Origin of the sequence: Stenotrophomonas sp. GbtcB23, from assembly GCF_019091045.1 — a bacterium.
GTDB classification, from domain to species: Bacteria; Pseudomonadota; Gammaproteobacteria; order Xanthomonadales; family Xanthomonadaceae; genus Stenotrophomonas; species Stenotrophomonas rhizophila_A.
Genome location: NZ_JAGXKC010000001.1, coordinates 17,483 through 43,711 on the forward strand (window position 1 = coordinate 17,483; position 26,229 = coordinate 43,711).

Genomic DNA, 26,229 nt, shown 5'->3' on the forward strand with positions numbered 1-26,229 from the left:
ATGTCCGCACGCGCTGCACGGTGCCCACACATCGCGGTCACCACCCGGCTACGCAGGGCACGGTATCCCTTGCCTGACCCGCCCGAAGAACACGGTTCCACCGGTTATATATATGGATCAGATCGTCGAACATGCCGCGCCCGCGCTGGAGTCCGCCGCGCGAGAGGTGCTGGCACGCCAGCCGTCGCTGCCGCTGCCCGGGCGTGGACATACGCTGGCGCGCTGGCGGGCGTTGGCGGCCATTGCCGGGCGCGATCTGTGCGTGGCGAAGGTGATGGAGGCCCACTACGACGCCCAGGCGATCCTGGACGACCTGCATTCGGCTCCCTTGGCGGACGGAACGCTTGCGGCGGTCTGGGCGGCGGAAGGTCCCCAGGCCACGCTGTGCTACGACGAAGCGACGGGCACGGTAACTGGCGCCAAGCCCTGGTGCTCCGGCGCCGGTCTGGTCGATGTGGCGTTGGTCACTGCCCACTGCGGCGACGCGTCCCGGCTGGTGTGCCTGCGCACTGACGCGCCCGGCATCCTGTTGCAGCCGCAGAGCTGGCATGCCACCGGCATGGGCGGCATTCCAAGCGGCACGGTGCAGTTCGACCACGTACGCGCCGAGCCCATAGGCGCGCCCGGCGCCTACCTCGCGCGCCCGGGCTTCTGGCATGGCGGTGCCGGTATCGCCGCGTGCTGGTATGGCGCCGCGGTTGCGTTGGCCTCACCGCTGCAGCGCTCGCCGCGCGTAGACGACAACGCCCAGGCCGCTGCATTGCTTGGCCAGGTGGACATGGCGCTGCAGGCGTCGGCGGCGCTGCTGCGCGAACTGGCTGCCTGGATCGATGCGATGCCATCGCAGCCGCACACGTCCGACGTGACCCGCGTGCGCAGCGTCGTGGAGCGCGCCTGTGTGCAGGTGCTTGATGCGGTCGGACGCGCGCTGGGCCCTGCGCCCATGTGCCTGGATCCCGGCCACGCCCAGCGCTGGGCGGATCTTACCGTCTTCATCCGGCAGAGCCATGCCGACCGCGACTGGGCCGAACTGGGCCGGGCCATCCAGCGCCAGGAGCAGCCGTGGACGCTGTAGCGGTTCGCATCGAAGGGCGGGGCACGCCGGAGTCGGCGTGGGAACGCTGTGCATGGTTGGACGCATTGCCATTGGTGGAAGCTGACACCGTGCTGCTCGGCGCGCGACGGCTCATCGTGGTGTCGCCCCATCCCGACGATGAGGTGCTGGGCTGTGGTGGCCTGATGCAGGCGGCGGCCGCACAGGGGTGCGGAGTGCAGGTGGTGTCGGTGACGGACGGCGAAGCCTGCTACCCCGACCACCCGCGCTGGACACCGGCACGCCTGCGTGATGCGCGCCGACGCGAGTTGGCGGCGGCGATGCAGGCATTGGGCATGGACGCCACCCATGTGACCTCGCTTGGCCTGCCGGATGGTGCGGTGGCGCGGCACGAAGCCGACCTGGTCGCGCATCTCCGCACCTGCGTGTCACCAGGCGACGTCGTGTTGGCACCCTGGATCCACGACGCCCATCCGGACCATGAAGCGGTGGGGCGTGCGGCGCTTGCGGCGGCGGCCCTCTGCGGTGCCAGGAGCCTGCAATATCCGGTCTGGGCCTGGCACTGGCTGGATGCGCTGGCGTCCACCGGTCCGTGGACGACCGCGCAGCGCATTGCGCTGTGCCCGGACGCGCAGGCCCGCAAGCGCCAAGCCATGGCGGTCTTTGCGACGCAGACCGGGGAAGGCGAGGCGCTGGGCTGCGAGCCGATCCTTCCCGAACACGTACTCGCCCGCTTCCGGCGTTCCTTCGAGGTGCTGATTGGATGAACACCCGTGCCTATTTCGAACAGATCTACCAGCAGCCCGACCCGTTCCAGTACCGCAACCGCTGGTACGAGGCGCGCAAGCGCGCGCTTACGCTGGCCTGCCTGCCCCGGCCGCGCTACGGCAATGCGTGGGAGCTGGGGTGTTCCAATGGCGTGCTGAGCGCAGAGCTGGCAACACGCTGCGACGCGCTGCTGGCGACCGACCTCAGCGAGGCCGCGCTGGCAGACGCGGCACGCTCGACCGGGCACCTTGGAAACGTGCGGCTTGAACAGGCCCGTCATCCCGAACAATGGCCCGCGGAGCGCTTCGACCTGATCGTGGTCAGCGAGGTCGGTTACTACCTGGCACCGCAGGATGTGGTGGCGATGGCGGCAAAGCTGCGTGGCAGCCTTGCTGATGACGGCCTGCTGCTGGCGTGCCACTGGGTGCACCCGTTCGAGGAAGCACTGAGCTCGGCCCAGCAGGTGCACCGCGCGTTCGGTCGTGGCCTGGACGAGGCCTTCTGCTACCAGGACGCTGACCTGCTGATGCAGGCGTGGAGTCGGGAACCGACCAGCGTTGCCCGCTGGGAAGGCCTGCGATGATCGGCGTGATCGTGCCCGCACACAACGAAGCGCACGCCATTGGTCGCTGCCTGGCCTCCATCGCCGTGGCGGCCGCGCATCCCGGTCTGGGCCGCGAGCCGGTGCTGGTGGTGGTCGCGCTCGACGCATGCAGCGATGCCACGGAGGCGGTGTGCGCCGGACATGGGGCAATCACCGTGGCCGTGGACGCCCAGTGCGTGGGCACCGCGCGGGCAGCGGCGGCCAGCCACGTGTTGGCGCATGGCGCGCGCTGGATCGCCAGCACCGACGCCGACACCGCCGTACCGCAGGACTGGCTGTGGCGGCAAAGCCTGTGCGGCGCCGATGCCTTCTGTGGCGTGGTAGAGGTGGAGGACTGGCTCGATTACCCCGAGCGGGTGCGCAAAGCCTTCTCCGAGCGGGAAATCGTGCAGGATGGGCACCGGCACATCCATGGGGCCAACCTTGGCATGAGCGCGGCCGCTTATCTGGCGGTGGGTGGCTTTCCGGCCCTGCGCACGGGGGAAGATGTTGCACTGGTCGAAGCACTGGCCGGCAACGGTGCCCGCATCGCCTGGCTGGCCCGCCCTGCCGTGGCGACCAGCGCGCGGCGGACCGCACGTGCGCCGCACGGCTTCAGTGGATTCCTGCGCGCATTGGAGCGCGAGGTGATGGGGGCTGGGCCCCCGCTGCTGCCGGCCCACGTGGCGGCGGAGTGATGGAGCAGCCCGCCGACCTGCTGGGCTGGGCCGCCACGGCCGTGCTGATCGCCACGCTGGTGCGGCAGATCTACAAGCAGCACCAGGCCGGGTCGGTGGAGGGCGTCTCCACCTGGCTGTTCGTCGGCCAGATCACGGCCTCGGTGTTGTTCATCGTGTATAGCGCGCTGCTGGGCTCCACGGTCTTCGTGGTCACCAACAGCCTGATCCTCATCACGGCGGTGGTCGGCCAGGTGCTCGCCATGCGCAGGCGCAAGGCGCAGAACGCTCCCTCCACCGGCAGAAAATGAGGGCCCGCGCCCGTCTATTCTGAATGAGTCAGTGTTGTGCACACGGCCTTCACGCGTCATCCGTTGTCGTAATGGTCCGTGTAGCTGAATTCATTTAAGCTCAGGAAAATTCCAAGCCCCGGCGCGTTGCGTGCCGGGGCTTTCACACCTTCCTACCTAGGAATCTCCCCATGGCGGCTTTGCAGCAGCGCACGATCGACCTTCTTCGTACCCACCAGGACACCGTGGTGGCGCAGTGGGGCGACCAGTTGGCCGGCTCCGGCCAGGGCCAGGATGGCCGGTTGAGCACGCGTGAGCTGGATGTCCAGGTACGCGACTTCTGGCGCCTGTTCCAGGCGGCAGTGTCCACCAACGGCACCGGCGTGGCCGGCAGCGAATGGCAGGACACCCGCCAGTTCCTCGAACAGCTCTCGCGTGACCGCGTGCTCAAGGGCTTCAGCTCCTCGGAAACCGCCAGCTTCCTGTTCTCGCTCAAGCGCCCGCTGTTCGAGCTGGTCCAGCAGAACTTCGCCGACGACCCCAAGGCGGTCGGCGATCAGCTGTGGGCGATTTCCGAACTCATCGACGGGCTTGGCCTGCACAGCGTCAAGGTCTACCAGAAGACCCGCGAGGATGTGATCCAGCGCCAGCAGGAAGAAATGCTGGAACTGTCCACCCCGGTGGTGAAGCTGTGGGAGGGCGTGCTGGCCCTGCCGATGATCGGCACGCTCGATTCGCAGCGCACCCAGGTGGTGATGGAATCGCTGCTGCAGCGGATCGTCGACACCGGTTCGGAAATCGCCATCATCGACATCACCGGCGTGCCCACCGTGGACACGCTGGTCGCCCAGCACCTGCTCAAGACCGTTACCGCCATCCGCCTGATGGGCGCCGACGCCATCATCAGTGGCGTGCGCCCCCAGATCGCACAGACCATCGTGCACCTGGGCCTGGACCTGCAGGGCATCGTCACCAAGGCCAACCTGGCCGACGCATTGGCACTGGCGCTCAAGCGCACCGGCCAGACGGTGACCAAGGCAGCGCGCTGAAATGGACCGCATCCCGATCCTGCAGATGGGCAATCTGCTGCTGGTGACCATCCAGGTGGACATGCATGACCAGCTTGCGCTGACCCTGCAGGACGACCTGACCGAACGTATTCAAAAGATCTCTGCGCGCGGCGTGTTGATCGACATTTCCGCGTTGGATATCGTCGATTCCTTCATTGGCCGGATGATTTCCACCATTTCGTCACTGGCCCGGATCATGGATGCCACCACGGTGGTGGTGGGCATGCAGCCGGCCGTGGCGATCACGCTGGTTGAGCTGGGCCTGACCCTGACCGGGGTCCGCACCGCGCTGAATGTCGAACGTGGCATGGACCTGCTGCGCATGGACCTGCTGCAGCAACCCGACGAAGAGGCGCCATGACCGCCGTCAGTGGATCCTTGCCGATCCGCGTCGAGCAGGACGTGGTGCTGGCCCGCCAGGCTGCCCGGCAGGCGGCCGTGGCATGCAGGATGCGGCTCATCGACCAGACCAAACTGGTCACTGCCGCCAGCGAACTGGCCCGCAACGCGGTGATCTATGGCGGCGGTGGCAGCATGGAATGGGAAGTGGTGGACAGCGGCATCCGCCGCGGGCTGCGCCTGGTGTTCTCCGACAACGGTCCCGGCATTCCCGATATCGCCCAGGCCCTGACCGATGGCTGGACCTCCGGCAGCGGCATGGGGCTGGGCCTGTCCGGCTCGCGCCGGCTGGTGGACCAGTTCGAACTGGAGAGCGAACCCGGCAAGGGCACCCGGGTTGCCATCACCAAATGGATCTGAATTTCTCTGGCCGCGTTACCCGGGTCGTGGTGGTGGAAGAGGTCTCGCAGGTAGGGCAGGCCCGGCGCGAAGCGCTGGCCATGGCCGATGGCATCGGCTTCGATGAAATGGATGCTGGCCGGGTGGCCCTGGCCGCCACCGAGCTGGCGACCAATGTGATCAAGCACGGACGCGGCGGGCGCATGTACCTGTCAGTGGTGTGCGGTCGCGGCGGTGAGGGCATCGAACTGTGCACCCTCGATGCCGGGCCGGGCTTCTCGCTGGCGCAGTCCCTGCCTGACGGCTATTCGACCGGCGGTACGCAGGGTTTGGGCCTCGGCGCAATACGGCGCCAGGCCACCGTGCTCGATGCCTGGTCCGACGACAAGGGTTGCGTGGTGATGGCGCGCGTCTACGCCAGCCGCGTTGCCCGCGACGTGGACGTGCCCTACGGTGCGCTGCGCCTGGCCATGCGCCATGAGGTGGCCTGCGGCGACGCCTGGCACCTGCGTGCCGATGCCCAGTCGGTGGCCGTGACGCTGATCGATGGCCTCGGGCACGGGCTGCCGGCGGCCGATGCCGCCCAGGCCGGCGTGGCGGTCGCAGCCGCGCGCGGGGCGGTTGCACCGGCGGACCTGATCGCGGCGATGCATGCCGGCATGTCCGGTACCCGCGGCGGGGCCACGGCGGTTGCCAGCGTGGACGTTGCCAGCGGCGCGGTCCAGTTTGCCGGCATCGGCAACATTTCGGCGGGCCTGCACGAGGCGACCACGACCCGTGGCATGGCCTCGCACCCGGGCATCGTCGGGGTGCAGTTCCGCAAGGCGCAACCATTCCATTTTCACGCGCCGGCAGGCACGCTGCTGCTCATGCACAGTGATGGATTGCAGGCGCGTTGGAGCCTGCGCGACTACCCCGGCCTGTTCCATCGCCACCCGGCGCTTATAGTGGCGGTGCTGCAGCGCGATTTCGATCGTGGCCGCGACGACACCGGCATCATCGCCCTGCGGCTCGGAGACCTGCATTGAACGCGCTTCCCCCCGAACAGGAAATCGTCCAGCTGCGCACGCAGGCCGATGCCCTGCGCGCGGAGCTGGAGGAAACCAACCAGGGCGTGCTGGCCCTGTACGCCGAACTGGACCAGCAGGCCGAGCAGCTGCGCGAGGTCTCCGAGCTCAAGAGCCGGTTCCTGTCTTACATGAGCCATGAGTTCCGCACGCCGCTGGGCTCGATACTGAGCATGACCCGGCTGCTGGAAGACGGCATGGACGGCCCGCTGACCGAGGAGCAGCGCCGCCAGGTGCGCTTCATCAGCGGCTCGGCGGCCGAGCTGCGCGAAATGGTCGACGACCTGCTGGACCTGGCCAAGATAGAAGCGGGCCGGATCACCATTTCGCCGGCCTGGTTCGACCTGATGGACCTGTTCGCGGCGCTGCGCGGCATGTTCCGGCCGCTCATCGAAGAGAACCGGGTGGACCTGGTGTTCGAAGATCCGCCAGCGTTGCCCCTGCTGTACACCGATGACAAGAAGCTGGCGCAGATCCTGCGCAACTTCATTTCCAATGCGCTCAAGTTCACGCCCAACGGCCAGGTGGTGGTGTCGGCCAAGCTGGTCGACGCGCATTCGGTGTGCTTCAGCGTGCGCGACACCGGCATCGGCATTCCGCAGGACCTGCTGCCTACCCTGTTCGAGGATTTCGTCCAGGTGGACACGCCGCTGCAGAAGCGTCTGCGCGGCACCGGCCTGGGCTTGTCGCTGTGCAAGCGCTTTGCCGAGCTGCTGGGTGGCGAGGTGGGGGTGACCAGCGAACTGGGCGTCGGTTCGGAGTTCCATGTGAAGCTGCCGCTGAAGCTGGCTGCCGAGGAGACCGCTGATGCCGACGCGTGACCGGATCCTGATCGTCGACGACAACGCGGCCACCCGCTATTCGGTGCGCCGGGTGCTGGAACACCACGGGTTCCGCGTGGAAGAAGCCGGCACCGGCACCGACGGCCTGGTCCAGCTCAACACGCAGGATTTCGGTGCGCTGGTGCTGGACGTCAACCTGCCCGACATGAGCGGTTTCGACGTGGTGCGCCAGCTGCGCGAAGACCCGCGCATGCAGCTGTTGCCGGTTGTGCATGTCTCGGCCGCCTCGATCGCCACCGGGGACCTCATCACCGGCCTCAACGCCGGTGCCGATGCCTACCTGGTGCACCCGGTGGATCCGGACGTGCTGCTGGCCACGCTGCGCAGCCTGCTGCGTGCGCGCCGCGCCGAAGACGCATTGCGCGACGCCGAAGCGCGTTTCGGCGAGATCTTCCGCCAGATCAATGCACCGATCACCGTCCTGGATGCGCAGCTGCAGGTGCATGAAGCCAACGATGCCTTCAAGCGCCTGCTTGGAGAGGACCTGGGGCCGGGCCGGATCGAGGCCTTGCTGGACCACCAGTTCGGGCCGATGAGCGCGTTGAAGGTGGCGCTGGCCGAAGGTGAGCGTTGGCAGGGCACCTTTGCCCTGCAAGTGCAGGGCAACCGGCGCATGACCGAGTGGCGGGTGACGCCCTACAGCGCTCCTGGCCTCGGCCTGGTGCTGGTCGAAGACATCACCGAGCGCCACGTGCGCGAACTGGAGCAGCGCCAGGAACTGGAGAGCGCCAACAGCGAGCTGGCCTTCCAGATCGCCGAGCGCGAGCGCACCGAAATGGAGCTGATGCAGGCCCAGAAGATGGATTCGCTCGGCCAGCTGACCGGGGGTATCGCGCATGATTTCAACAACCTGCTGACCACCATCATCTCCGGCCTGGACATGATCGAGATGGCCGCCAGCAGCGGCAAGTGGGACAAGGCAAGCCGTTACGTCGACATCGCCACCGCCTCGGCACACCGCGCCGCGGCGCTGACCCAGCGCATGCTGGCCTTTGCCCGCAAGCAGCCGCTGGATCCGCAGACGTTCGACGTGGTTGCCCGCGTACGCTCGCTGGAAGACATGCTGCGGCGCTCGATCGGCGAGAACATCGAACTGGAACTGGAGCTGGGCGCCGAACCGCTGGTGGCCATGGCCGATCCCAACCAGTTCGAGAACGTCATGCTCAACCTGGTCATCAACGCGCGCGATGCGCTGGCCGGCCAGGGCCTGATCCGCATCCGCGCGGGCCGCGCGAGGGTCGAGCGTGACCACGAGCTGTCGCCGGGCAACTACATCACCATCAAGGTGATCGACAACGGAACCGGCATTCCACTGGACCTGATCAACAAGGTGTTCGAACCGTTCTTCACCACCAAGCCGCAGGGCGAAGGCACCGGCCTGGGCCTGTCGATGACCTACGGCTTCGCGCGCCAGTCCGGCGGCAGCGCCCGTATTGCCAGCGAGCAGGGGGAAGGTGCCGAGATCGAACTGCTGTTGCCCGAGGGGCAGCAACAGGTCGAGATGGCGTCTGCGTCCACGGCGCAGGTGCAGGTGCAGCGCGGCCATGCCGAACGCATCCTGCTGGTGGACGACACCGATTCGGTGCGGATGATGGTGCGCGAGATGCTGCTCGAGGTCGGCTACCAGGTCGTGGAAGCCACCAACGCGCAGCAGGCGCTGCTGGAGCTGCATTCAGCGCGGGCCGTGGATCTGTTGTTGTCCGACGTCGGCCTGCCCGGCATGAACGGTCGCGACCTGGCCGATGCCGCGCGCGCGTTGCGCCCGAGCTTGCCGGTGCTGTTCATCACCGGCTATACGGAAAGTGCCGCCGTGCGCAACGAGTTCCTGGGCGAGGGCATGTCGCTGCTGCCCAAGCCGTTCAGCGTGCACGAACTGCTGCACAGCGTTGGCGCGATGTTCGGCCCCCGTCAGTAACCTGCCACTGGTTCGGTTTCGAACCGTTCGCCGAAACCGGTGATGTGCGGGCGTGCGCGGGCAATGGCCTGCTGCACGCCCGGCAGCGCCAGCGAGGCGTGGTGGAGTTCAGCGCTGTCCCAGACTTCAGTGATCCAGATCGCGTCGGCATTGGCGGGATCCTTGGCCACCACGTAGCTCCGGCATCCCGGCATGGCCTGGGTGCCCTCCAGCAGGATCGCGATGACCGCGTCGCGCTCGCCGGGAGCGATGTTCATCTTTCCGATCAGACCGTACATGGATGCCTTCCTGCTGCTCGAGGGAGGGTCGATGGTATCCTGCGCGCCGTTCTGGCGCCTGGCCCCCCATGTCTGTCTCCTATCCCCCGCGCCAGCAGTGGCTCGGCAACATCCGTGGCGACCTGCTTTCGGGCACCGTGGTCGCCTTGGCGCTGATTCCTGAAGCCATTGCCTTCTCGATCATTGCCGGCGTGGACCCCAAGGTGGGCCTGTATGCGTCGTTCTGCATCGCCGTGGTCACCGCCATCGCAGGCGGCCGGCCAGGCATGATCTCGGCGGCCACCGGCGCAATGGCGCTGGTGATGGTGGACCTGGTGAAGGACCACGGCCTGCAGTATCTGCTGGCCGCGACGATCCTGGCCGGCCTGCTGCAGATCATCGCCGGCGCACTGAAGCTGGGCGCGCTGATGCGGTTCGTGTCGCGTTCGGTGATCACCGGCTTCGTCAACGCACTGGCCATCCTGATTTTCCTGGCACAGATGCCCGAGCTGATCGGGCGCTCGTGGCAGGTGTGGGCGGTGTGCGCGGCGGGGCTGGCCATCATCTACCTGCTGCCGCGGTTGACCCGCGCAGTGCCGTCGCCGCTGGTGGCCATCGTGGTGCTGACCGCGCTGTCGATCGGGCTGCACTGGGAAGTGCGGACCGTGGGCGACATGGGCGCACTGCCCGACAGCCTGCCCACGTTCCTGTTCCCCGATGTGCCGATGACGTGGGACACGCTGGCGCTGCTGCTGCCGGTCTCGGCAACCCTCGCGGTGGTGGGCCTGCTGGAGTCGATGATGACCGCGCAGATCGTCGAGGACATGACCGACACCCCGAGCCAGCGCAACCGTGAGTGCGCCGGCCAGGGCCTGGCCAACATCACCGCTGGCCTGTTCGGCGGCATGGGTGGCTGCGCGATGATCGGGCAGTCGGTCATCAATGTATCCTCCGGCGGGCGTGGCCGGTTGTCCTGCCTGGTGGCAGGCGTGCTGCTGTTGCTGCTGGTGGTGTACGGGCACGACTGGGTGCGGCAGATTCCCATGGCCGCGTTGGTGGCGGTGATGATCATGGTCAGCATCGGGACCTTCCACTGGCGTTCCTTTGCCGAGTTCCGCGTGCACCCCATGAGCTCCTCGGTGGTTATGGTGGCCACCGTCGTGGTGACCGTTGCCACCCACGACCTGGCCAAGGGCGTGCTGACCGGAGTGCTGCTGTCGGCGTTGTTCTTCGCGCGCAAGGTGGGTCGGCTGCTGGTCGTCACCGACCACACCGACGACGACGGAGTCCGTACTTACACGGCGACCGGGCAGGTGTTCTTCGCTTCGGCGGGGCAGTTCGGCGAGAGCTTTGATTACCAGGAAGTGCCGGCGCGGGTACGGATCGACCTCAGCCAGGCGCACTTCTGGGACCTGAGTGCGGTTGGCGCACTGGACAGGGTTACCCTCAAACTGCGCGGGCATGGGGCGCAGGTCGAGGTGATCGGACTCAATGCCGCCAGCCAGACGTTGGTGGAGCGGCTGGGTGGCCGCACGCCTCACTGAACCCGGTCAGGATCCGGCGCTCAACATCTCCAGCACAGGGCCGCTACCAGCGTATGACCCGACCTGCATGTGCGTTGCACCTTGCCGGGCGGGCCGCAATGGACTGCGTGACGTAGTAGCGGTGCCCTCGGGCGCGCGCTGTTCTGTACTCCTGCCTGGAACACCCCCATGTCCACGTCCCGCCCGTCCGCTTCCAAGCGCCCCGGCAGCATCGCCAACCGGCTGATGCTGGGAACCGCGCTGATCGCCATGCTCTGCTTCGGCGTGACCGCCGCCCTCAGTTACCGCGAAGCCAGCCAGGCGCTGCTCGAATCCTCGCGGCGGACCATGGAAAGCCAGGCCGAGGCCGAATCGCGCCGGGTCGGTGCCGACCTGGCCGCCGCGTTTTCCACCAGCCAGGCACTGGCCGACAGCCTGGTGGTGCAGCACCGCGCTGCCACCCTGTCGCGCGCGACCGCCGCACAGGTGCTGCACCAGCAGCTGCAGTCGCACCCGGAATGGGTGGGCCTGGGCACGCTGTGGGAACCGCAGGCCTTCGATGGCAGGGACGCCGACTTCGTCGGTGCCGAAGCCCACGATGCCACCGGCCGCTTCATGAGCTACTGGGCCTGGCAGGATGGCGCGCCGGTGCAGGATGTACTCAAGGGCTATGACGTCCCCGGCGATGGTGACTGGTACCTGCGCCCGCGTGAGCTCAAGCGGCAGGCCGTGAGCGAGCCGTACCGTTATGAGATCGGCGGCAGGCAGGTGCTGATGACCACGCTGTCGACCCCGGTGCTCGACAACGGCCAGTTCCTGGGCGCGGTCACCGTGGACTTCGGCCTGGCCGCGCTGCAGGAGCGTCTGGCGGCGCTGCGCCCGATGGGCCAGGGCCACGTCGAACTCATCTCGCCCGGCGGCATCGTGCTGGCCGCGCAGGATGCCGGGCAGATCGGCCAGCGCCGCGACGATGCCGTCACTGCGCAGGTCCTTGCAGCCGTGGCGCGTGACCAGCGTTTCGAAGCGTTCACTCCGGATGCCGCAGGCAACGTGAAGGCGTATGTGCCGCTGCGCATCGGTGGCAGCGAAGAGCGGTTCGCGCTGGGCGTGATCGTGCCGTATGCGCTGATCACCGAACAGGCGCGCTCGCTGCTGTGGATCATCCTCGGCGTTGGCCTGGGCGCGGCGCTGGTGCTCAGCGCCAGCGTGTACGTGCTGCTGCGCCGCCAGGCGATCCGCCCGCTTGCCGATGCCGTGCGGCTCTCGGCGGACGTGGCCGAAGGCCGCCTGGACACGCCGCTGCCGCCGCCACGCGACGACGAAGTTGGCCGCCTGCTGGAATCCATGCAGCGCATGCGCGGCCAGCTGCGCGCGGTGATGGCCGCGCAGGGCGAGATGGCGCAACGCCATGAAGCCGGCGAACTCGGCTATCGCATGGACGCGCAGGCCTTCCCGGGCGCGTACGGACGCATGGTCGAAGACACCAACCAGCTGGTGGGCGCCAACATTGCCGTCACCCGTCGCCTGGTCGAGGTGATGCAGCGCTATGCGGTAGGCGATCTGTCGCAGGACATGGACCGCCTGCCCGGCGACCAGGCCGTGTTCACCGATGCGATGGACACCACCAAGGCCAACCTGCGCGCGATCAATACCCAGATCCGCGACCTGGCCGGTGCCGCCGCGCGCGGCGATTTCAGCCAGCGCGGCGACGGAGTGCGCTTCGACCATGACTTCCGCGCCATGGTCGAAAACCTCAACACCATGATGCAGGTGAGCGACGACAACCTGCAGCAGATCTCCGCGCTGCTGCGCGCGATCGCCGCCGGTGACCTCACCGCGCGCATGCACGGCCAGTTCCATGGCGTGTTCGCGCAGATGCGCGACGATGCCGATACCACCGTGACCCAGCTGACCGACATCGTCGGCCGTATCCAGCAGGCGACCGACAGCATCAACCTGGCGGCGGGCGAAATCGCCTCGGGCAACAGCGATCTGTCGCGCCGTACCGAACAGCAGGCCGCGAGCCTAGAGGAAACCGCCGCGTCGATGGAGGAACTGACCTCCACCGTGCGCCAGAACGCCGACCACGCCGTGCAGGCCAACCAGCTGGCCGCCGGTGCCGCCAACGTGGCCGAACAGGGCGGGCAGGTGGTGGGCCAGGTGGTGACTACCATGGCCGGGATCGAGGCCGCGTCCAAGCGCATCGCCGAGATCATCTCGGTGATCGATGGGATCGCCTTCCAGACCAACATCCTGGCGCTCAACGCCGCCGTGGAAGCGGCGCGCGCCGGTGAGCAGGGCCGCGGCTTTGCGGTGGTGGCCTCGGAAGTGCGCGCGCTGGCGCAGCGTTCAGCCGGTGCGGCGAAAGAGATCAAGCAGTTGATCGACGATTCGGTGGAGCAGGTCGCCGAGGGCTCGGCGCTGGTGCAGACCGCCGGGCGCACCATGGAAGAGATCGTTACCGGCGTGCGCCGGGTCAACGACATCATGGCCGAGATTTCCGCCGCCTCGAAGGAGCAGTCCGCCGGCATCGAGCAGGTCAACCAGACCATCACCCAGATGGACGAAACCACCCAGCAGAATGCGGCGCTGGTGGAAGAAGCCACCGCGGCGGCGCGGGCGATGGAAGAGCAGGCCCAGCACCTGGGCAAGGCCGTGGCGATCTTCCGCACCGGCGCGGCTGCGCCGTCTGCAGCGCCTGCGGCACCGCGCAAGGCCGTCGGCCAGAAGCGGGCCCCGATGCGTGCAGCAGCGGCAGCGGTCGAGACCGAATGGGAAACCTTCTGAGCAGCAAAAAGCCCGGTCAATCGACCGGGCTTTTCAGGTGAGGCGTGCTGCGGGGTTTACCAGCGCATGCCCTGGAAGGGATTCCAGCTGGTGTCGCCCTTCACTTTTTCCAGGTAGTAGTTGTAGTTGGTGGTGAGCGCAATGAACAGCGACCACGCAATCGCGATGCCACGGCCGATCGGGTCGGGCAGGAATGCCAGCACCACGCCGAGCACCAGGGTCAGGCCCAGGATCGTAAGGGCCTTGCGCCACATGCCCAGGATGAAGAGGTAGATGCAGCCGAAGAACAGGGCGAAGAAGTTGAAGTTGACCTTGACCTTCTGCCCGAACGGCAGCGCCTTGTAGGCGGCCTTGAAGGCCGGCGAGTTTGGCGCCCCGTGGGCATTGAAGAAGTCGAACCGGAACTGCCACTTGGGGCTGAAGGATGACGCGATGTTGGAATCCATATCCACTTTATGATGTTGAAAACGGTTACATGATAGTCGCTGACTATTGAAAAGCGCCAGTTTTCGGGCGCGCGGCAGTGCTGACGCATTCCGGCGTGGGCGACGTCACACATTCGTCCACAAATTCATATAGGGTTCGCATTCCTCGCGGCATGGGTGCCGCGAGGGTGTATTGGAAGCGATCGAGAGTCAGACCATGTCGAGTGTTGTGATGTCCCCTGAGCGTCCTGAAGCCGGCCCGCGCATCCTGCCGTGTCCGGTTGCAACCCAGGCGCAGCATCTGCTGGCACAGCTGCAGTTTTCCCATGTCGGTTCGCGCGCGCTGGCGCGACCGCAGGTGGAGAGCGATGTGGCCGTGGACGCCACCCCGGCCTGAAGCGGGTTCATCCCCCCATTGAGCGCCGGTCTGCGCAGTTCCATGCCGGGTGCGTCTGTCCCCGGCCTTCCTGCCCAGGCTGCCCTGAGGCGCCTTCTGCCAGGGGTTACCCCACGCCCTGAATAGGGAAAGTCTTACGGCACAAGGCCTGCGGCCGTTTGTCGCAATCAGCCCGTTCGAGGGCTTGCGCAAGTTTGCTGAATGGGGAGAAATACCCCGAAAGCCCCTTCGCGCGCGGCTTACATTTGGCCCCCTATGCTGGGCCGCATTTTTCGCCTCAGTGCCGTTGGAGAGTTCGTGGGTTCCGGTAGTCACAGACATCAGCAGGGCGCCGGCCACGGCCAGGCCGCTGCAGGACAGGGCAGCACTGGCGGGAAGCGCACGCAGGGTAGCCGCGCATGAGTGTGCAGGCCGTCAACGCCGTGATCGATGCCGGCCGCCCGGTGCTGCCCGTCGAAAGCCCGATGGGCATGCCCGAACAGACCTTTACCCAAGGCCGCCTGCTGACGCCGCGCCAGCGCACCGCGCCGCGCATGATCGCGCTGCGCCGCTTCTACATCTTCGGCGGCACGGCGGCCATGACCGTGGCCGCCACCCACATGATGTGGAAGGTGCTGGCTACCAATGGCGTCACCGTATTGGAAGGCTGCCTGCTGGTGCTGTTCGTGGCGCTGTTCGCCTGGATCGCGCTGTCCTTTGCCGGTGCCCTGGCCGGGTTCCTCACCGCCGTGTTCGACCGTGGCTACAAGCTGGGCATCGACCCGGACCAGCCGCTGCCGCAGGTGCATACCCGCACCGCGCTGCTGATGCCGACCTACAACGAAGATCCGCGCCGCCTGCTGGCCGGCCTGCAGGCCATCTATGAGTCGGTGGCCGATACCGGGCAACTGGAGCAGTTCGATTTCTTCGTGCTCAGCGATACCCGGCGCGAGGACATCGGTGCGGCCGAGGAGCAGGCGTTCGCCGAGCTGTGCGACGCGGTCGGTGGGCATGATCGCCTGTTCTACCGGCGCCGTGGCGACAACAGCGGCCGCAAGGCCGGCAACATCGCCGACTGGGTGCGCCGTTTTGGCGGCGGTTACCTGCAGATGCTGATCCTGGACGCCGACAGCCTGATGACCGGCGACACCATCGTGCGGCTGGTGGCGGGCATGGAGCACAACCCGGACGTGGGCCTGATCCAGACCCTGCCGGCGGTGATCGGTGGGCGTACCCTGTTCGCGCGCATGCAGCAGTTTGGCGGGCGCGTGTACGGCCCGGTGATCGGGCGGGGCGTGGCATGGTGGCACGGCGCGGAAAGCAATTACTGGGGCCATAACGCGGTGATCCGTACCGAGGCCTTTGCCGAGAACGCCGGCCTGCCGCCGTTGCCGGGCCGGCAGCCGTTTGGTGGCCACGTACTGAGCCACGATTTCGTCGAGGCGGCGTTGATGCGTCGCGGTGGCTGGGCCACCCATATGGTGCCCTACCTCAAGGGCAGCTATGAAGAAGGTCCGCCGACCCTGACCGACATGCTGGTGCGCGACCGCCGCTGGTGCCAGGGCAACCTGCAGCACGCCAAGGTGGTGGGTTCGCGTGGCCTGCACTGGGTCAGCCGCATGCACATGATGATCGGCATCGGACATTACTTCACCGCGCCGATGTGGGCGATGCTGATGCTGATCGGCATTGCCATCCCGCTGTTCCAGGGCGGTATCGATTTCAGCGAAGTGCTGCACATGTCGCCGGGCCTGTACTGGCGGCAGCAGGATGAAACACAGGTGATCCGCATGTTCGCCATCACCATGGCGGTGCTGTTGCTGCCCAAGGTGCTGGGCTACATCGCGATGTTGATCGACCCGGCCGAGCGCCGCGGTTGCGGCGGGGGCATCCGCGCATTCGTGTCGATGCTGCTGGAAACCGTGCTGGCCGCGCTGATGGCGCCGGTGGTGATGTACGTGCAGTCGCGCGGCGTGGCCGAAGTGCTGGCCGGCAAGGATTCGGGCTGGGATGCACAGCAGCGCGATGACGGCGGCATTTCCTGGCCGGCGCTGATCAAGGGCTACGGTGGCCTGAGCGTGTTCGGGTTGTTCATGGGCATGCTGGCCTATGCGGTGTCGCCGGCGCTGGCCGCCTGGATGGCGCCGGTGGTGGTGGGCATGGTGCTGGCCATTCCGGTGGTCGCGTTGACTTCCGGGCGCCGCGCCGGCGACCTGCTGCACCGCCTGCGCCTGATGGAAATCCCGGAAGAGACCACCCCGCCGACCATCCTGCAGCGCGCCGCCGAACTGCGCCGTGCTGCTGCCCAACGCGCCGGCCACTGACATCTGGCCCCATAATGCGGCCAGAACGTACTGGAGCCGCACGATGTCGCAAGCGCTGGAAACCGTAGTCAACGAAACCGCCGCCAACCCGCAATGGTCCGTGCTCTGGCTGCACGGCCTGGGCGCGGATGGCCATGATTTCGCCCCGATCGTGCCCGAGCTGCTGCGTCCGCACTGGCCGGCGATCCGCTTCGTGTTTCCGCATGCCCCGGTGCAGCCGATTACCATCAACAACGGCGTGCCCATGCGCGCCTGGTATGACATCGTCAGCATGGACTTCCGCTCGCGCGCCGATGCTTCCGGTGTGGATGCCTCGGTACGGGCGCTGGATGCCCTGATCGATGCGGAGGTCGCGCGCGGCATTCCGGTCGAGCGCATCCTGCTCGCCGGCTTCTCGCAGGGCGGGGCGATCATCCTCAGCGCCGCATTGCGCTCGACCCGGCCCATCGCCGGTCTGATCGCGCTGTCCACCTACCTGCCGGATCCGGAAGCGGCCATCAACGCCGCCATTGCCGATGGCGCGCGGCCGCCGGTGTTCATGGCCCATGGCGCGCAGGATCCGGTGATCCCGCAGGTGATCGCTGCCGACACCGCCCAGCGGCTCACGGCAGCCGGCTTCCCGCTGGAGTGGCATTCCTATTCCATGGCCCACCAGGTCTGCGCCGAAGAACTGCAGGCGCTGGGCGACTGGCTGGACGCACGCTTCGCCGCCGCCTGAGCCATGAACGACCCGCGCCAGCAGCTGTGGTTGCCCGAGCTGTGCCGCCTGCCGCGGCTGGGTGCGATGCTCGGGCTGGCAGAGCTGGTGGTGGTGGTGGTGGCGCTGTCGCCCGACGGCAGCCGGCAATGGAGCGTGGCGGATTTCCTGTCGGCCAGCGGCCTGGCGTTGTGGCTGGCATTGGCGGTCACGGTGAGTCTGTGCGCGGCGCGGGCGACCTTGTCGCGGCTGCCGGAAGCGTTGGGTTCGGCGCTGGCAGTAGCCATGGCCGCCCTGATTGCTGCTGCCTGCACGGGCATCGTGCACGCGCTGTATGCGGTGCTGGATGCGCGCGGTTTCGCCGGGGATGTCGGCTTCTGGCGGTTCACCCTGGGCTGCGCCACGGTCACCGCGCTGATCGTGGCACTGGCGTTGCGCTACTTCTACGTGAGCGATCGCTGGAGCGCGCAGACCGTGGCCAACGCACGCGCGCAGGCCGATGCGCTGCAGGCGCGGATCCGCCCGCATTTTCTGTTCAACAGCATGAATCTCATCGCCAGCCTGGTGCGGCGTGATCCGGAAGTGGCCGAGCGCGCGGTGCTGGATCTGTCCGACCTGTTCCGTGCCGCGCTGGGGGCGGGCGAGGGCGACTCCACCCTGCAGGCCGAGTGCGAACTGGCCGAAGCCTACCTGTCGATCGAATCGCTGCGGCTGGGGGAGCGCCTGCAGGTGGAATGGCAACGCGCAGACGGTTTGCCTTGGACCCTGCCGATGCCGCGCCTGGTGCTGCAGCCGCTGGTGGAAAATGCAGTGCTGCATGGCATCTCGCGGCTGCCGGCTGGCGGCACCATCGTCATTGCGCTGTCCTTCGAAGGGGCGCAGCTGCACATCCGCATCCAGAACCCCGCGCCCGATCCGGACGTGCGTGCGCTGCCGCTGATGCAGGGCGCCGGGCACGCGCAGCGCAACATCGCGCACCGCCTGGCCTGGCGGTTCGGCCCGGCTGCACGGATGACGGGGGCATGGAACGACGGCTACTATGCCTGCGACATCTTCGTGCCTGTTCAGTGAGGAAGCCTGCTTGAGAGTTGTCATCGCCGACGACGAGCCGCTCGCCCGCGAGCGCCTGCGCAGCCTGCTGGCCGAACAGCCCGGGGTCGAGGTGGTGGCCGAAGCCGAGAATGGCGAGCAGGCGCTGCATGCCTGCGCGGAGCTGCAGCCGGACCTGGTGCTGCTGGATATCGCCATGCCCGGGCTGGACGGCCTGGAGGCCGCCCGTCACCTGGCCACGTTCGATCCGCGCCCGGCGGTGGTGTTCTGCACCGCCTACGATGCGCACGCGCTGTCCGCATTCGAAGCGGCGGCCATCGATTACCTGATGAAGCCGGTACGTAGTGAACGCCTGGTTGCCGCGCTGGAACGCGCCCGGACGTTCCTGGCCGGCCGCAACGGGCAGCCCAGCGCGCCCAGCCAGCAGGCACGCACGCTGTTGTGCGCGCGCCTGCGCGGCAGCCTGCGGCTGATCCCGATCGACGACATCCACTACATGCAGGCCGAGGAAAAGTACGTGGTGGTGCACCATGCGCGCGGCGAGGACCTCATCGAGGAGTCGCTGAAGTCGCTGGAAGAGGAATTTGCCAGCCGTTTCGTGCGCATCCACCGCAACTGCCTGGTGGCCCGCCACGAACTGGTGGAGCTGCGACGAAATGGCGCAGGCCAGGTCCAGGCCGTGCTGCGCCATGGCAAGGCCCCGCTGGAGGTCAGCCGGCGCTGCGTGGCGAGCCTGAAGCAGGACCTCAAGCACCTGTAACCGGCGATAATGGGCGCATGACCAGCCTGCGCATCGCCACCCGAAAGAGCCCGCTTGCCCTGTGGCAGAGCGAACACGTTGCCGACCGCCTGCGCCAGGCCCACCCCGGGCTGGACGTGGTGCTGGTGCCGATGAGCACCCGCGGCGACGAGGTGCTGGACCGCTCGCTGGCCGCGATCGGCGGCAAGGGCCTGTTCCTGAAGGAGCTGGAGCTGGCCATGCTGCGGGGCGATGCGGACTGCGCCGTGCACTCGCTCAAGGACGTGCCGATGGAACTGGACGCACCGTTCGCGCTGCCGGCCATGCTGACCCGGCACGACCCCGCCGACGGGTTCATTTCCAACCTGTACGCCTCGGTGGACGCGCTGCCGATCGGCGCGCGCGTGGGCACCTCCTCGCTGCGCCGCCAGGCCCAGCTGCGCGCGCTGCGCCCGGACCTGGAACTGCTGGACCTGCGCGGCAACGTCAACACGCGCCTGGCCAAGCTCGACAACGGCGGCTACGACGCCATCGTGCTGGCCGTGGCGGGCCTGGAACGGCTGGGGCTGGGCGCGCGCATCGTGGCGCGGCTCGCTGCACCGGACTGGTTGCCGGCGCCGGCGCAGGGCGCGGTCACGGTGGAATGCAACGGCGACGATGCGCGGGTGATGGCACTGTTCGCCGCGCTCGACGATGCACGTACGCGCGCCTGCGTGGAAGCCGAGCGCGCCATGAACCGCGCGCTGCACGGCAGCTGCCACGTGCCGGTGGCCGGCTACGCGCAGTGGGAGGGCGACGATCTGTTCCTGCAGGGCCTGGTCGGCGGCGTGGCCGACGGGCGGCTGATCCGCGCCGAAGCGCGGGGCCCGGGCAACGACCCGGATGCGCTCGGGAAGGCGGTGGCCCAGGGCCTGCTGGACGGCGGCGCCGGCGAGTTGATCGCCGTCTGAGGCGCGTTTCGATCATTGATAAACGCCGGTGGAAGGCAGCCACCGGCGTTCGGGTCGGTTTCGGATGGTTGGGCCGCGCTGCGCGCGGTGTCCGGCCAACGGCCCGACCTACGAATTGCTACGGGCCCATTGGGATCGGGATGAACCAACCACGGATCCCGGTTGTCCCCATTACTTGAATTTGTAGACCACGTTCATCGTGGTCAGGGTATCGGTCTTGCGCTTGTCTTCGGCTACGTCGCTGTTGTAACGCGCCTGCCAGGCGGCCTTCAGGGCCAGGTGCTCGTTCATGCTCACCGACACGCCGAAATCGTTCTGGCCGAAGGTGTTGTACGAGCCCGATTCCACCAGCAGGGTGTTGATCAGGTCGGTATTGGGGGTCAGCGAATACTTCACGTCGAACAGCCCGCGGCCGATCAGGCCGGTACGGGTTTCGTCGTCTTCGGTGTTGTGCGTGCGGCGCACACCGGGGCCGATCTGCGCGTCCATGTAGAAACGGTCGCCTTCCACCAGCCGGGTGCCGTAACCGAGACCGAATGAACTCTGGCGGTCGTAGGTAGCGAAATCGTCGCGCTCATAACGCACCGTGGCGGTGATCTGGCGGTGCTCGCCCAGCTGCAGCGCGCTGCCGGCGCTGCCGGTGTAGCGGTTGGCGGTGGTGTTGCTGCGCTTGGTGACGGTGCCATCGTCGGCGGTTTCGGTGTATTCCGAACGCGAGCGCAGGCCGAACAGGTCCATGCTGTGCACCCAGTCGTCATCGGTATAGCGCAGGCGCAGCCGGCCGTTGGCGCTTTCGGTGTTGCTGTTGCCCCGTGCGGAGGCAAACCCGAGTTCGCCGCCGCTGCCGCTCCACGGCGAGGTCATCGCGGCCAGGTCGGTGGTGTCCTGGGCAAAGGCGGCCGGGGCACTGAGCAGCAGGGAAGCAAGCAACGTCACGCGCAGGGACATCAACGATTCTCCGGATCAACAGGGGGGAGGAGCAACGCGTGATGATACTGGATGCCTTCACGCCGTTTTTCCTTTTCCTGCCCGTGCTTTAGGAGAGGTTTGGACTTGTCGCCTGTTCAGGGCACGGCGATCTGCAGTGTGGGATCGTCGAAACGGCTGTAATCCACCGTGACCTTGAAGGCTTTGCCCTGGGTCTGGCCCTGGCGTTCGATCCGCACCGGAAGGCCGGCCGCGTTGATCCAGTACAGCATGCCGTCCGGTGCGGCGCTGGCGTGGCGCACGCGGTAGCGGCGGGCGGGCTGTCCCTCCACGCGCTCCTCGCCCAGCGCTTCAACCTGCAGTTCGGCGGCGGTGGCGTCAGCCGGCAACGGGCTGCGCCATTGCGCCAGCAGGCCCGGCGGCACCGGCACCTGGCGGACTTCGCCGGCGCGCTGCAGGAAGAACGTGTCGCCGATGATGGTCTGCACGCCCTCGTCGGTCTGCAGGCGGTAGCGGTCCGGCGCCACGAATTCCATGCGGGCGTCCAGCGTTCGCGGCCCCTGCATGTGCAGGCTGGCGTGGAAGCTGCGCAGCTGCCCGAAGCGCTGGCTGGCGGCCAGTACCGCCTGCGCGGGATCGCTGGCGACCGGCACCGGCGGCGTGGCGGCTGCAGGCGCGGCGGGCGCGGCGGGCGCAGGTGCCTGCCCGCAGGCAGACAGCAGCAGGGACAGCACGGCAACGGCAGGCAGCAGGCGCATGGCGGGGTTCGGGCGGGCAGGGGGCCCCACGATAGCCGAAGTTCGGATCCGGGCCGCCACAACGGCGGCGACTCGGACATAATCGGGTCATGGACCGATATGAACGCATCAACGCCCTGCATCGTCTGCTGAAGTCCGCCCGCTATCCGGTCACGGTGGCGACCCTGCAGGAAAAACTGGCGTGTTCGCGCGCCACCGTCTATCGCGACCTGGCCTTCCTGCGCGATGCGCTGATGGCGCCGGTCGAGGGCGATGGCGAGGCTGGCTTCCGCTACCAGGACAACGAGAGCGAGCGGTTCGAGCTGCCCGGCCTGTGGCTCAGCTCCGAAGAACTGCACGCCCTGCTGGCCTCCCAGCACCTGCTGGCGCGTACGGGCGGTGGCGTGTTGTCGTCGGTGCTGGCGCCGCTGCAGCAGCGCATCGAAGGGTTGCTGGCCGCGCAGGCCGGCGTGTCGACCTGGCCGGTGGACCGGGTGCGGGTCATTCCGCACCGCGGCCGCAAGTTCGATGAAGCCAGCTTCCGCGCCGTGGCCTCGGCCGTGCTCGAGCGCAGGCAGCTGGCGTTCGAGTACCGGGCCCGTTCCACCGACGAGGCGACCAAGCGCACTGTGTCGCCGCAGCGCATGACCCACTATCGCGACAACTGGTACCTGGACGCCTGGGACCACGGCCGCGAGGGCTTACGCAGCTTCGCCGTGGACCGCATCTACAAGGCCCGCGTGGTCGATACGGTTGCGCGCGACGTGGACGACACCGAGCTGGACGAGCAGTTGGGTGCCAGCTACGGCATCTTCTCCGGCCCGCCCAAGGGCTGGGCCACCATCGTCTTCAGTGCCAAGGCCGCGCGCTGGGTGGCCGACGAGCATTGGCATTCCAAGCAGCAGGGCCGGTTCCTGGCCGACGGCCGCTATGAGCTCAAGGTGCCCTACAGCGTCTCGCGTGAGCTGCTGATGGATGTGCTGCACTACGGTTCGGATGCGGAAATCATCGAGCCGACCGTGCTGCGCGAGCAGGCCAAGGCGCTGCTGATGATGGCGCTGAGCAATTACGAATAGCGGTCATGCCCCCCGGTCATATGGCCGGGATACCCCGCTGGCCGGGGCTTGCGGTATGGTTGGCTGCTACGCAGCCCCTCGGATTCCGTCCCCATGAAAAAGACCCTGTTGCTCCCGTTGCTGGCCGTCACGCTGGCCTTGGCCGCCTGCGGCAAGCCTGCCGCCGATTCCAGCAAACTGGTCGTTGCGGCCACTGCGGTGCCGCACGCCGAGATCCTGGCGGTGGTCAAGCCGATCCTGCAGAAGGAAGGCGTGGAGCTGGACGTAAAGGTCTTCAACGACTACGTGCAGCCCAACGACCAGCTGGTGCAGAAGCAGGTGGACGTGAACTACTTCCAGACCGAACCCTACCTGGACGCCTACAACCGCGACCGCAAGACCGACCTGACCAAGGTGATCGGCGTGCACATCGAGCCGTTCGGCGCCTACTCGCGCCGCGTCAAGTCGCTGGCCGATCTGCCGGTGGGTGCCGACGTGGTGATTCCCAACGACCCGAGCAACAACAGCCGTGCGCTGATCCTGCTGCACAAGGCCGGCGTGATCACGCTCAAGGACCCGACCAACGCACTGGCCACCCAGCGCGACATCATTGCCAACCCGAAGCAGCTCAAGTTCCGCGAACTGGATTCGGCGATGCTGCCGCGTGTGCTCGACCAGGTGGACCTGGCCCTGATCAACACCAACTACGCGCTGGATGCGGGCCTCAACCCGACCCAGGACGCGCTCGCGATTGAAAGCAAGGATTCGCCGTACGTGAACTTCCTGGTCGCCCGCCCGGACAACAAGGACGACCCGCGCGTGCAGCAGCTGGCCAAGGCGCTGACCAGCCCGGAAGTAAAGGCCTTCATCGCCGAGAAATACAAAGGCGCGGTGCTGCCGGCGTTCTGATCGGACACGAGCCGACCCACGGTCGGCTCCTACCGAGGGGTGCGGAAGCCCATCGTCGCTTCCACCGCCTGGAGCCACCCGGCATACAGCGCTTCGCGCCGGTCAACCGCCATCTGCGGCACGAACCGGCGATCCACCGCCCACTGCTCGGCAATCTCCGCGCGGCTGCTCCAGAACCCGGTGGCCAGGCCGGCCAGGTAGGCCGCGCCCAGCGCGGTTGTCTCGGCCACCTGCGGGCGCAGCACGGGCACGCCCAGCAGGTCGCTCTGGAACTGCGCCACGAAGTCATTGGCGATCGCGCCCCCATCGGCGCGCAGTTCCTTCAGTTCAATGCCCGCATCGGCCTGCATCGCGGCCAGCACGTCGCGGGTCTGGTACGCCATCGATTCCACCGCCGCGCGGATGAAGTGTTCCTTGGTGGTGCCCCGGCTCAGGCCGAACACCGCCCCGCGCACATCGCTGCGCCAGTACGGCGCGCCCAGGCCGACAAAGGCGGGCACCATGTACACCCCGCCGTTGTCGGCCGCGCGTTCGGCATAGGCCTGGCAGTCGCTGGACTTGCCGAACATGCGCAGCCCGTCGCGCAGCCACTGCACCACCGATCCGGCCACGAAGATCGAGCCTTCCAGGGCGTACTCCACCTGCCCATCGATGCCCCAGGCCAGCGTGGTGAGCAGGCCGTTGCTGGAGGCCACCGCGCGGTTGCCGGTATGCATCAGCATGAAACAGCCGGTGCCATAGGTGTTTTTGACCATGCCAGGTTCGAAACAGGCCTGGCCGAACAGCGCGGCCTGCTGGTCGCCCGCGATGCCGGCGATTGGAATGTGCTGGTCGAAGAAGAACTGCGAACGGGTGGTGCCATACACCTCGCTGGAGCTGCGCACTTCGGGCAGCATCGCGCGCGGGATGTCCAGCAGCGCCAGCAACCCGTCATCCCAGGTCAGGGTGTGGATGTTGAACAGCAGCGTGCGGGCCGCGTTGCTGTAGTCGGTGACGTGCACCGCGCCGCCGGTGAGGTTCCACACCAGCCAGCTGTCGATGGTGCCGAACAGCAGCTCGCCGCGCTCGGCGCGGGCCTGCGCGCCTTCCACGTGGTCAAGGATCCAGCGGATCTTGGTCGCCGAAAAGTAGGCATCCACCAGCAGCCCGGTGCGGGCGCGGATCAGCGGCTCGTGTCCCTCGGCCTTGAGTCGCTCGCAGATGTCGTTGCTCTGTCGGGACTGCCAGACGATCGCATTGTGGATGGGCTGGCCGGTGGCTTTGTCCCAGACCACCGTTGTTTCGCGCTGGTTGGTGATGCCGATCGCCGCGATCTGGCGCGGGTCGATCTGCTCGCGGTTGAGCAGTTCGGTCAGGGTGGTATAGACACTGGTCAGGATCTCGCGCGGATCGTGTTCAACCCAGCCCGGCTGCGGGAAGATCTGCCCGAACTCGCGCTGCGCCACCCCGGCGACGTGCCCGGCGCGGTCGAACAGCATTGCGCGCGAGCTGGTGGTGCCCTGGTCGATGGCGAGTACGTAGCGTTTGTCCATGGGGGATCCTGGGGTGCGGCCGGCACGATGCACTGGCGATGGTAAGCGGGACATCCAGCATGTCATCCATGGGCTTCCCCCTCGCTATGGTGAGCAGTATCGACGTCGCCGCCGCAAGGAAGAATGAAAGCGGCAGCGCCCCACCGTTGGTCGGGCGACCGGTAAAAAGGGCAATGCCAGAAACGACAACGGGCCCGCGAGGGGCCCGTTGCCTTGCTACGTGTAGCGGAAGCGCTTAGAAGCGCGCGCCGATACCGAAGCCCACGGTCCACGGATCCAGCTTGGCTTCGTCGCCGGTGCTGCGGCCGTTGACGGTCAGGTCCGGGCGCGAATGCATGTAGCGGGCATCGGCACGGGCGAACCAGGTGCTGTTGATGTTCATGTCCACGCCGACGGTACCGATGGCGCCCTTGGCGGTTTCCAGCCCGATATGGCCGGCGTCGCTGACCAGCTTCTCGTTGCTGAAGTTCGACTCGTAGTAACCCACGCCCACGAACGGACGGAACACGTTGTCGGCCTGGCCGAAGTGGTACTGGCCGCTCAGCGCGATCGGCTGCTGCTCAACCGTGCCCAGCTTGGCATTGTTGGCGCCGCGGACGCGGTGGTCGAACTTGTCAGCTGCGCCCCACAGTTCCACGGCCCAGTTGTCGTTGATGTAGTAGCTGAAGCTCAGCGTCGGCGCCGGGCCGCCATCGACCTTGTCGATGCCTTCCAGCGGATCGTTCTTCGGCTGCAGCAGTGCAACGCCGCCGACAACGGCGAAATGCTTGCCCGACGCGGTGTCGGTGGTGCTGTCCTGCGCGAAGGCGGCAGGGGCGAAGGCAAGGGCAGTCAGGGTAGCCAGGGTCAGGGTGCGGATGGAGCGCATGGGGGAATCTCCTCAGGTATTTTTTTGTTCTTGGGCCCCCGTTGCATCGGGGCGAGGCAAACGTAGTCC

The 26,229-nt window shown here is 67.4% G+C and carries 27 protein-coding genes; 21 read left to right on the forward strand and 6 right to left on the reverse strand.

Annotated features, from left to right (window positions below):
• Nucleotides 1-112 precede the first annotated feature (112 nt).
• From KVS69_RS00090 to KVS69_RS00140, 11 genes are all read left to right on the forward strand, one after another.
• Complete coding sequence (locus KVS69_RS00090; protein WP_068854133.1) at nucleotides 113-1,075, forward strand: acyl-CoA dehydrogenase; 963 nt, start codon at nucleotides 113-115, stop codon at nucleotides 1,073-1,075.
• Nucleotides 1,063-1,821 (forward strand): PIG-L family deacetylase, encoded by a 759-nt coding sequence (locus KVS69_RS00095; protein ID WP_217535651.1) that lies wholly within the window; start codon nucleotides 1,063-1,065, stop codon nucleotides 1,819-1,821. Before KVS69_RS00090 ends, KVS69_RS00095 begins: the two co-directional genes overlap by 13 nt.
• Nucleotides 1,818-2,405, forward strand: a complete 588-nt coding sequence (locus KVS69_RS00100) for a class I SAM-dependent methyltransferase (RefSeq protein WP_068854131.1) — start codon at nucleotides 1,818-1,820, stop codon at nucleotides 2,403-2,405. The genes KVS69_RS00095 and KVS69_RS00100 overlap by 4 nt, the downstream gene beginning before the upstream one ends.
• On the forward strand, nucleotides 2,402-3,103 hold the full coding sequence (locus tag KVS69_RS00105) for a glycosyltransferase (RefSeq protein ID WP_217535653.1): 702 nt from the start codon (nucleotides 2,402-2,404) through the stop codon (nucleotides 3,101-3,103). The genes KVS69_RS00100 and KVS69_RS00105 overlap by 4 nt, the downstream gene beginning before the upstream one ends.
• Nucleotides 3,103-3,393: a PQ-loop repeat-containing protein gene (locus tag KVS69_RS00110; protein WP_217535654.1), complete on the forward strand. Its 291-nt coding sequence runs from the start codon at nucleotides 3,103-3,105 to the stop codon at nucleotides 3,391-3,393. The genes KVS69_RS00105 and KVS69_RS00110 overlap by 1 nt, the downstream gene beginning before the upstream one ends.
• Nucleotides 3,394-3,563: 170 nt before the next feature.
• A complete protein-coding gene (locus tag KVS69_RS00115) occupies nucleotides 3,564-4,421 on the forward strand; it encodes an STAS domain-containing protein (protein WP_217535655.1) in 858 nt (285 codons plus the stop codon).
• 1 nt (nucleotide 4,422) lies between these two features.
• Nucleotides 4,423-4,803: an STAS domain-containing protein gene (locus KVS69_RS00120; RefSeq protein WP_217535657.1), complete on the forward strand. Its 381-nt coding sequence runs from the start codon at nucleotides 4,423-4,425 to the stop codon at nucleotides 4,801-4,803.
• The gene (locus KVS69_RS00125; RefSeq protein WP_093534678.1) at nucleotides 4,800-5,201 is read left to right on the forward strand and encodes an ATP-binding protein; all 402 of its coding nucleotides are present in this window, start codon (nucleotides 4,800-4,802) and stop codon (nucleotides 5,199-5,201) included. Before KVS69_RS00120 ends, KVS69_RS00125 begins: the two co-directional genes overlap by 4 nt.
• Nucleotides 5,192-6,208 (forward strand): ATP-binding protein, encoded by a 1,017-nt coding sequence (locus KVS69_RS00130; protein WP_217535659.1) that lies wholly within the window; start codon nucleotides 5,192-5,194, stop codon nucleotides 6,206-6,208. The genes KVS69_RS00125 and KVS69_RS00130 overlap by 10 nt, the downstream gene beginning before the upstream one ends.
• On the forward strand, nucleotides 6,205-7,068 hold the full coding sequence (locus KVS69_RS00135) for an ATP-binding protein (RefSeq protein ID WP_068854124.1): 864 nt from the start codon (nucleotides 6,205-6,207) through the stop codon (nucleotides 7,066-7,068). Before KVS69_RS00130 ends, KVS69_RS00135 begins: the two co-directional genes overlap by 4 nt.
• Entirely contained in the window at nucleotides 7,055-9,004 is a 1,950-nt protein-coding gene (locus KVS69_RS00140; protein WP_068854123.1) for a response regulator, read from the forward strand. Before KVS69_RS00135 ends, KVS69_RS00140 begins: the two co-directional genes overlap by 14 nt.
• Here the strand turns inward: KVS69_RS00140 and KVS69_RS00145 are convergent.
• Entirely contained in the window at nucleotides 8,998-9,282 is a 285-nt protein-coding gene (locus KVS69_RS00145) for a putative quinol monooxygenase (RefSeq protein WP_217535661.1), read from the reverse strand. The genes KVS69_RS00140 and KVS69_RS00145 overlap by 7 nt on opposite strands.
• A 68-nt stretch (nucleotides 9,283-9,350) precedes the next feature.
• On the opposite strand from KVS69_RS00145, the gene KVS69_RS00150 reads away from it, so the two are divergent.
• Together KVS69_RS00150 and KVS69_RS21255 are read left to right on the forward strand one after the other, a co-directional pair.
• Nucleotides 9,351-10,805, forward strand: coding sequence for a SulP family inorganic anion transporter (locus KVS69_RS00150; RefSeq protein WP_217535662.1), 1,455 nt, complete (start codon nucleotides 9,351-9,353; stop codon nucleotides 10,803-10,805).
• Nucleotides 10,806-10,973: 168 nt separating this feature from the next.
• Complete coding sequence (locus KVS69_RS21255) at nucleotides 10,974-13,571, forward strand: methyl-accepting chemotaxis protein (protein ID WP_217535663.1); 2,598 nt, start codon at nucleotides 10,974-10,976, stop codon at nucleotides 13,569-13,571.
• Between the two features lie 56 nt (nucleotides 13,572-13,627).
• On the opposite strand, the gene KVS69_RS00160 is transcribed toward KVS69_RS21255, so the two are convergent.
• Nucleotides 13,628-14,017, reverse strand: a complete 390-nt coding sequence (locus KVS69_RS00160; protein WP_068854119.1) for a DUF2628 domain-containing protein — start codon at nucleotides 14,015-14,017, stop codon at nucleotides 13,628-13,630.
• A 211-nt stretch (nucleotides 14,018-14,228) separates the two neighbouring features.
• Between KVS69_RS00160 and KVS69_RS00165 the strand changes: the two genes are divergently transcribed.
• The 6 genes from KVS69_RS00165 (at nucleotide 14,229) to hemC (ending at nucleotide 20,132) form a co-directional block, all read left to right on the forward strand.
• The gene (locus tag KVS69_RS00165; protein ID WP_217535666.1) at nucleotides 14,229-14,393 is read left to right on the forward strand and encodes a hypothetical protein; all 165 of its coding nucleotides are present in this window, start codon (nucleotides 14,229-14,231) and stop codon (nucleotides 14,391-14,393) included.
• Between the two features lie 398 nt (nucleotides 14,394-14,791).
• Nucleotides 14,792-16,696: a glucans biosynthesis glucosyltransferase MdoH gene (mdoH, locus tag KVS69_RS00170; RefSeq protein WP_217535668.1), complete on the forward strand. Its 1,905-nt coding sequence runs from the start codon at nucleotides 14,792-14,794 to the stop codon at nucleotides 16,694-16,696.
• 43 nt (nucleotides 16,697-16,739) lie between these two features.
• Nucleotides 16,740-17,414 carry an alpha/beta fold hydrolase gene (locus KVS69_RS00175; protein ID WP_217535669.1) on the forward strand — a complete coding sequence of 225 codons (675 nt, stop codon included), beginning with the start codon at nucleotides 16,740-16,742 and terminating at the stop codon, nucleotides 17,412-17,414.
• A 3-nt stretch (nucleotides 17,415-17,417) separates the two neighbouring features.
• A complete protein-coding gene (locus tag KVS69_RS00180; RefSeq protein ID WP_068854117.1) occupies nucleotides 17,418-18,464 on the forward strand; it encodes a histidine kinase in 1,047 nt (348 codons plus the stop codon).
• Entirely contained in the window at nucleotides 18,433-19,203 is a 771-nt protein-coding gene (locus KVS69_RS00185) for a LytTR family DNA-binding domain-containing protein (RefSeq protein ID WP_176472593.1), read from the forward strand. The genes KVS69_RS00180 and KVS69_RS00185 overlap by 32 nt, the downstream gene beginning before the upstream one ends.
• 17 nt (nucleotides 19,204-19,220) lie before the next feature.
• The gene (hemC, locus tag KVS69_RS00190; RefSeq protein ID WP_217535670.1) at nucleotides 19,221-20,132 is read left to right on the forward strand and encodes a hydroxymethylbilane synthase; all 912 of its coding nucleotides are present in this window, start codon (nucleotides 19,221-19,223) and stop codon (nucleotides 20,130-20,132) included.
• 171 nt (nucleotides 20,133-20,303) lie between these two features.
• Here the strand turns inward: hemC and KVS69_RS00195 are convergent, their stop codons facing one another.
• On the reverse strand, nucleotides 20,304-21,080 hold the full coding sequence (locus tag KVS69_RS00195) for a DUF481 domain-containing protein (protein ID WP_068854114.1): 777 nt from the start codon (nucleotides 21,078-21,080) through the stop codon (nucleotides 20,304-20,306).
• Between the two features lie 116 nt (nucleotides 21,081-21,196).
• Complete coding sequence (locus KVS69_RS00200; protein ID WP_217535671.1) at nucleotides 21,197-21,817, reverse strand: hypothetical protein; 621 nt, start codon at nucleotides 21,815-21,817, stop codon at nucleotides 21,197-21,199.
• 89 nt (nucleotides 21,818-21,906) lie between these two features.
• Here KVS69_RS00200 and KVS69_RS00205 point away from each other — a divergent pair, with 89 nt between their 5' ends.
• A complete protein-coding gene (locus KVS69_RS00205) occupies nucleotides 21,907-22,872 on the forward strand; it encodes a YafY family protein (protein ID WP_068854112.1) in 966 nt (321 codons plus the stop codon).
• A 93-nt stretch (nucleotides 22,873-22,965) separates the two neighbouring features.
• The gene (locus tag KVS69_RS00210; RefSeq protein WP_217535675.1) at nucleotides 22,966-23,760 is read left to right on the forward strand and encodes a MetQ/NlpA family ABC transporter substrate-binding protein; all 795 of its coding nucleotides are present in this window, start codon (nucleotides 22,966-22,968) and stop codon (nucleotides 23,758-23,760) included.
• A 29-nt stretch (nucleotides 23,761-23,789) separates the two neighbouring features.
• Here the strand turns inward: KVS69_RS00210 and glpK are convergent, their stop codons facing one another.
• On the reverse strand, nucleotides 23,790-25,292 hold the full coding sequence (gene glpK, locus KVS69_RS00215; protein WP_217535677.1) for a glycerol kinase GlpK: 1,503 nt from the start codon (nucleotides 25,290-25,292) through the stop codon (nucleotides 23,790-23,792).
• 235 nt (nucleotides 25,293-25,527) lie between these two features.
• Nucleotides 25,528-26,160: an OmpW family outer membrane protein gene (locus KVS69_RS00220; RefSeq protein ID WP_217535678.1), complete on the reverse strand. Its 633-nt coding sequence runs from the start codon at nucleotides 26,158-26,160 to the stop codon at nucleotides 25,528-25,530.
• Nucleotides 26,161-26,229 lie beyond the last annotated feature (69 nt).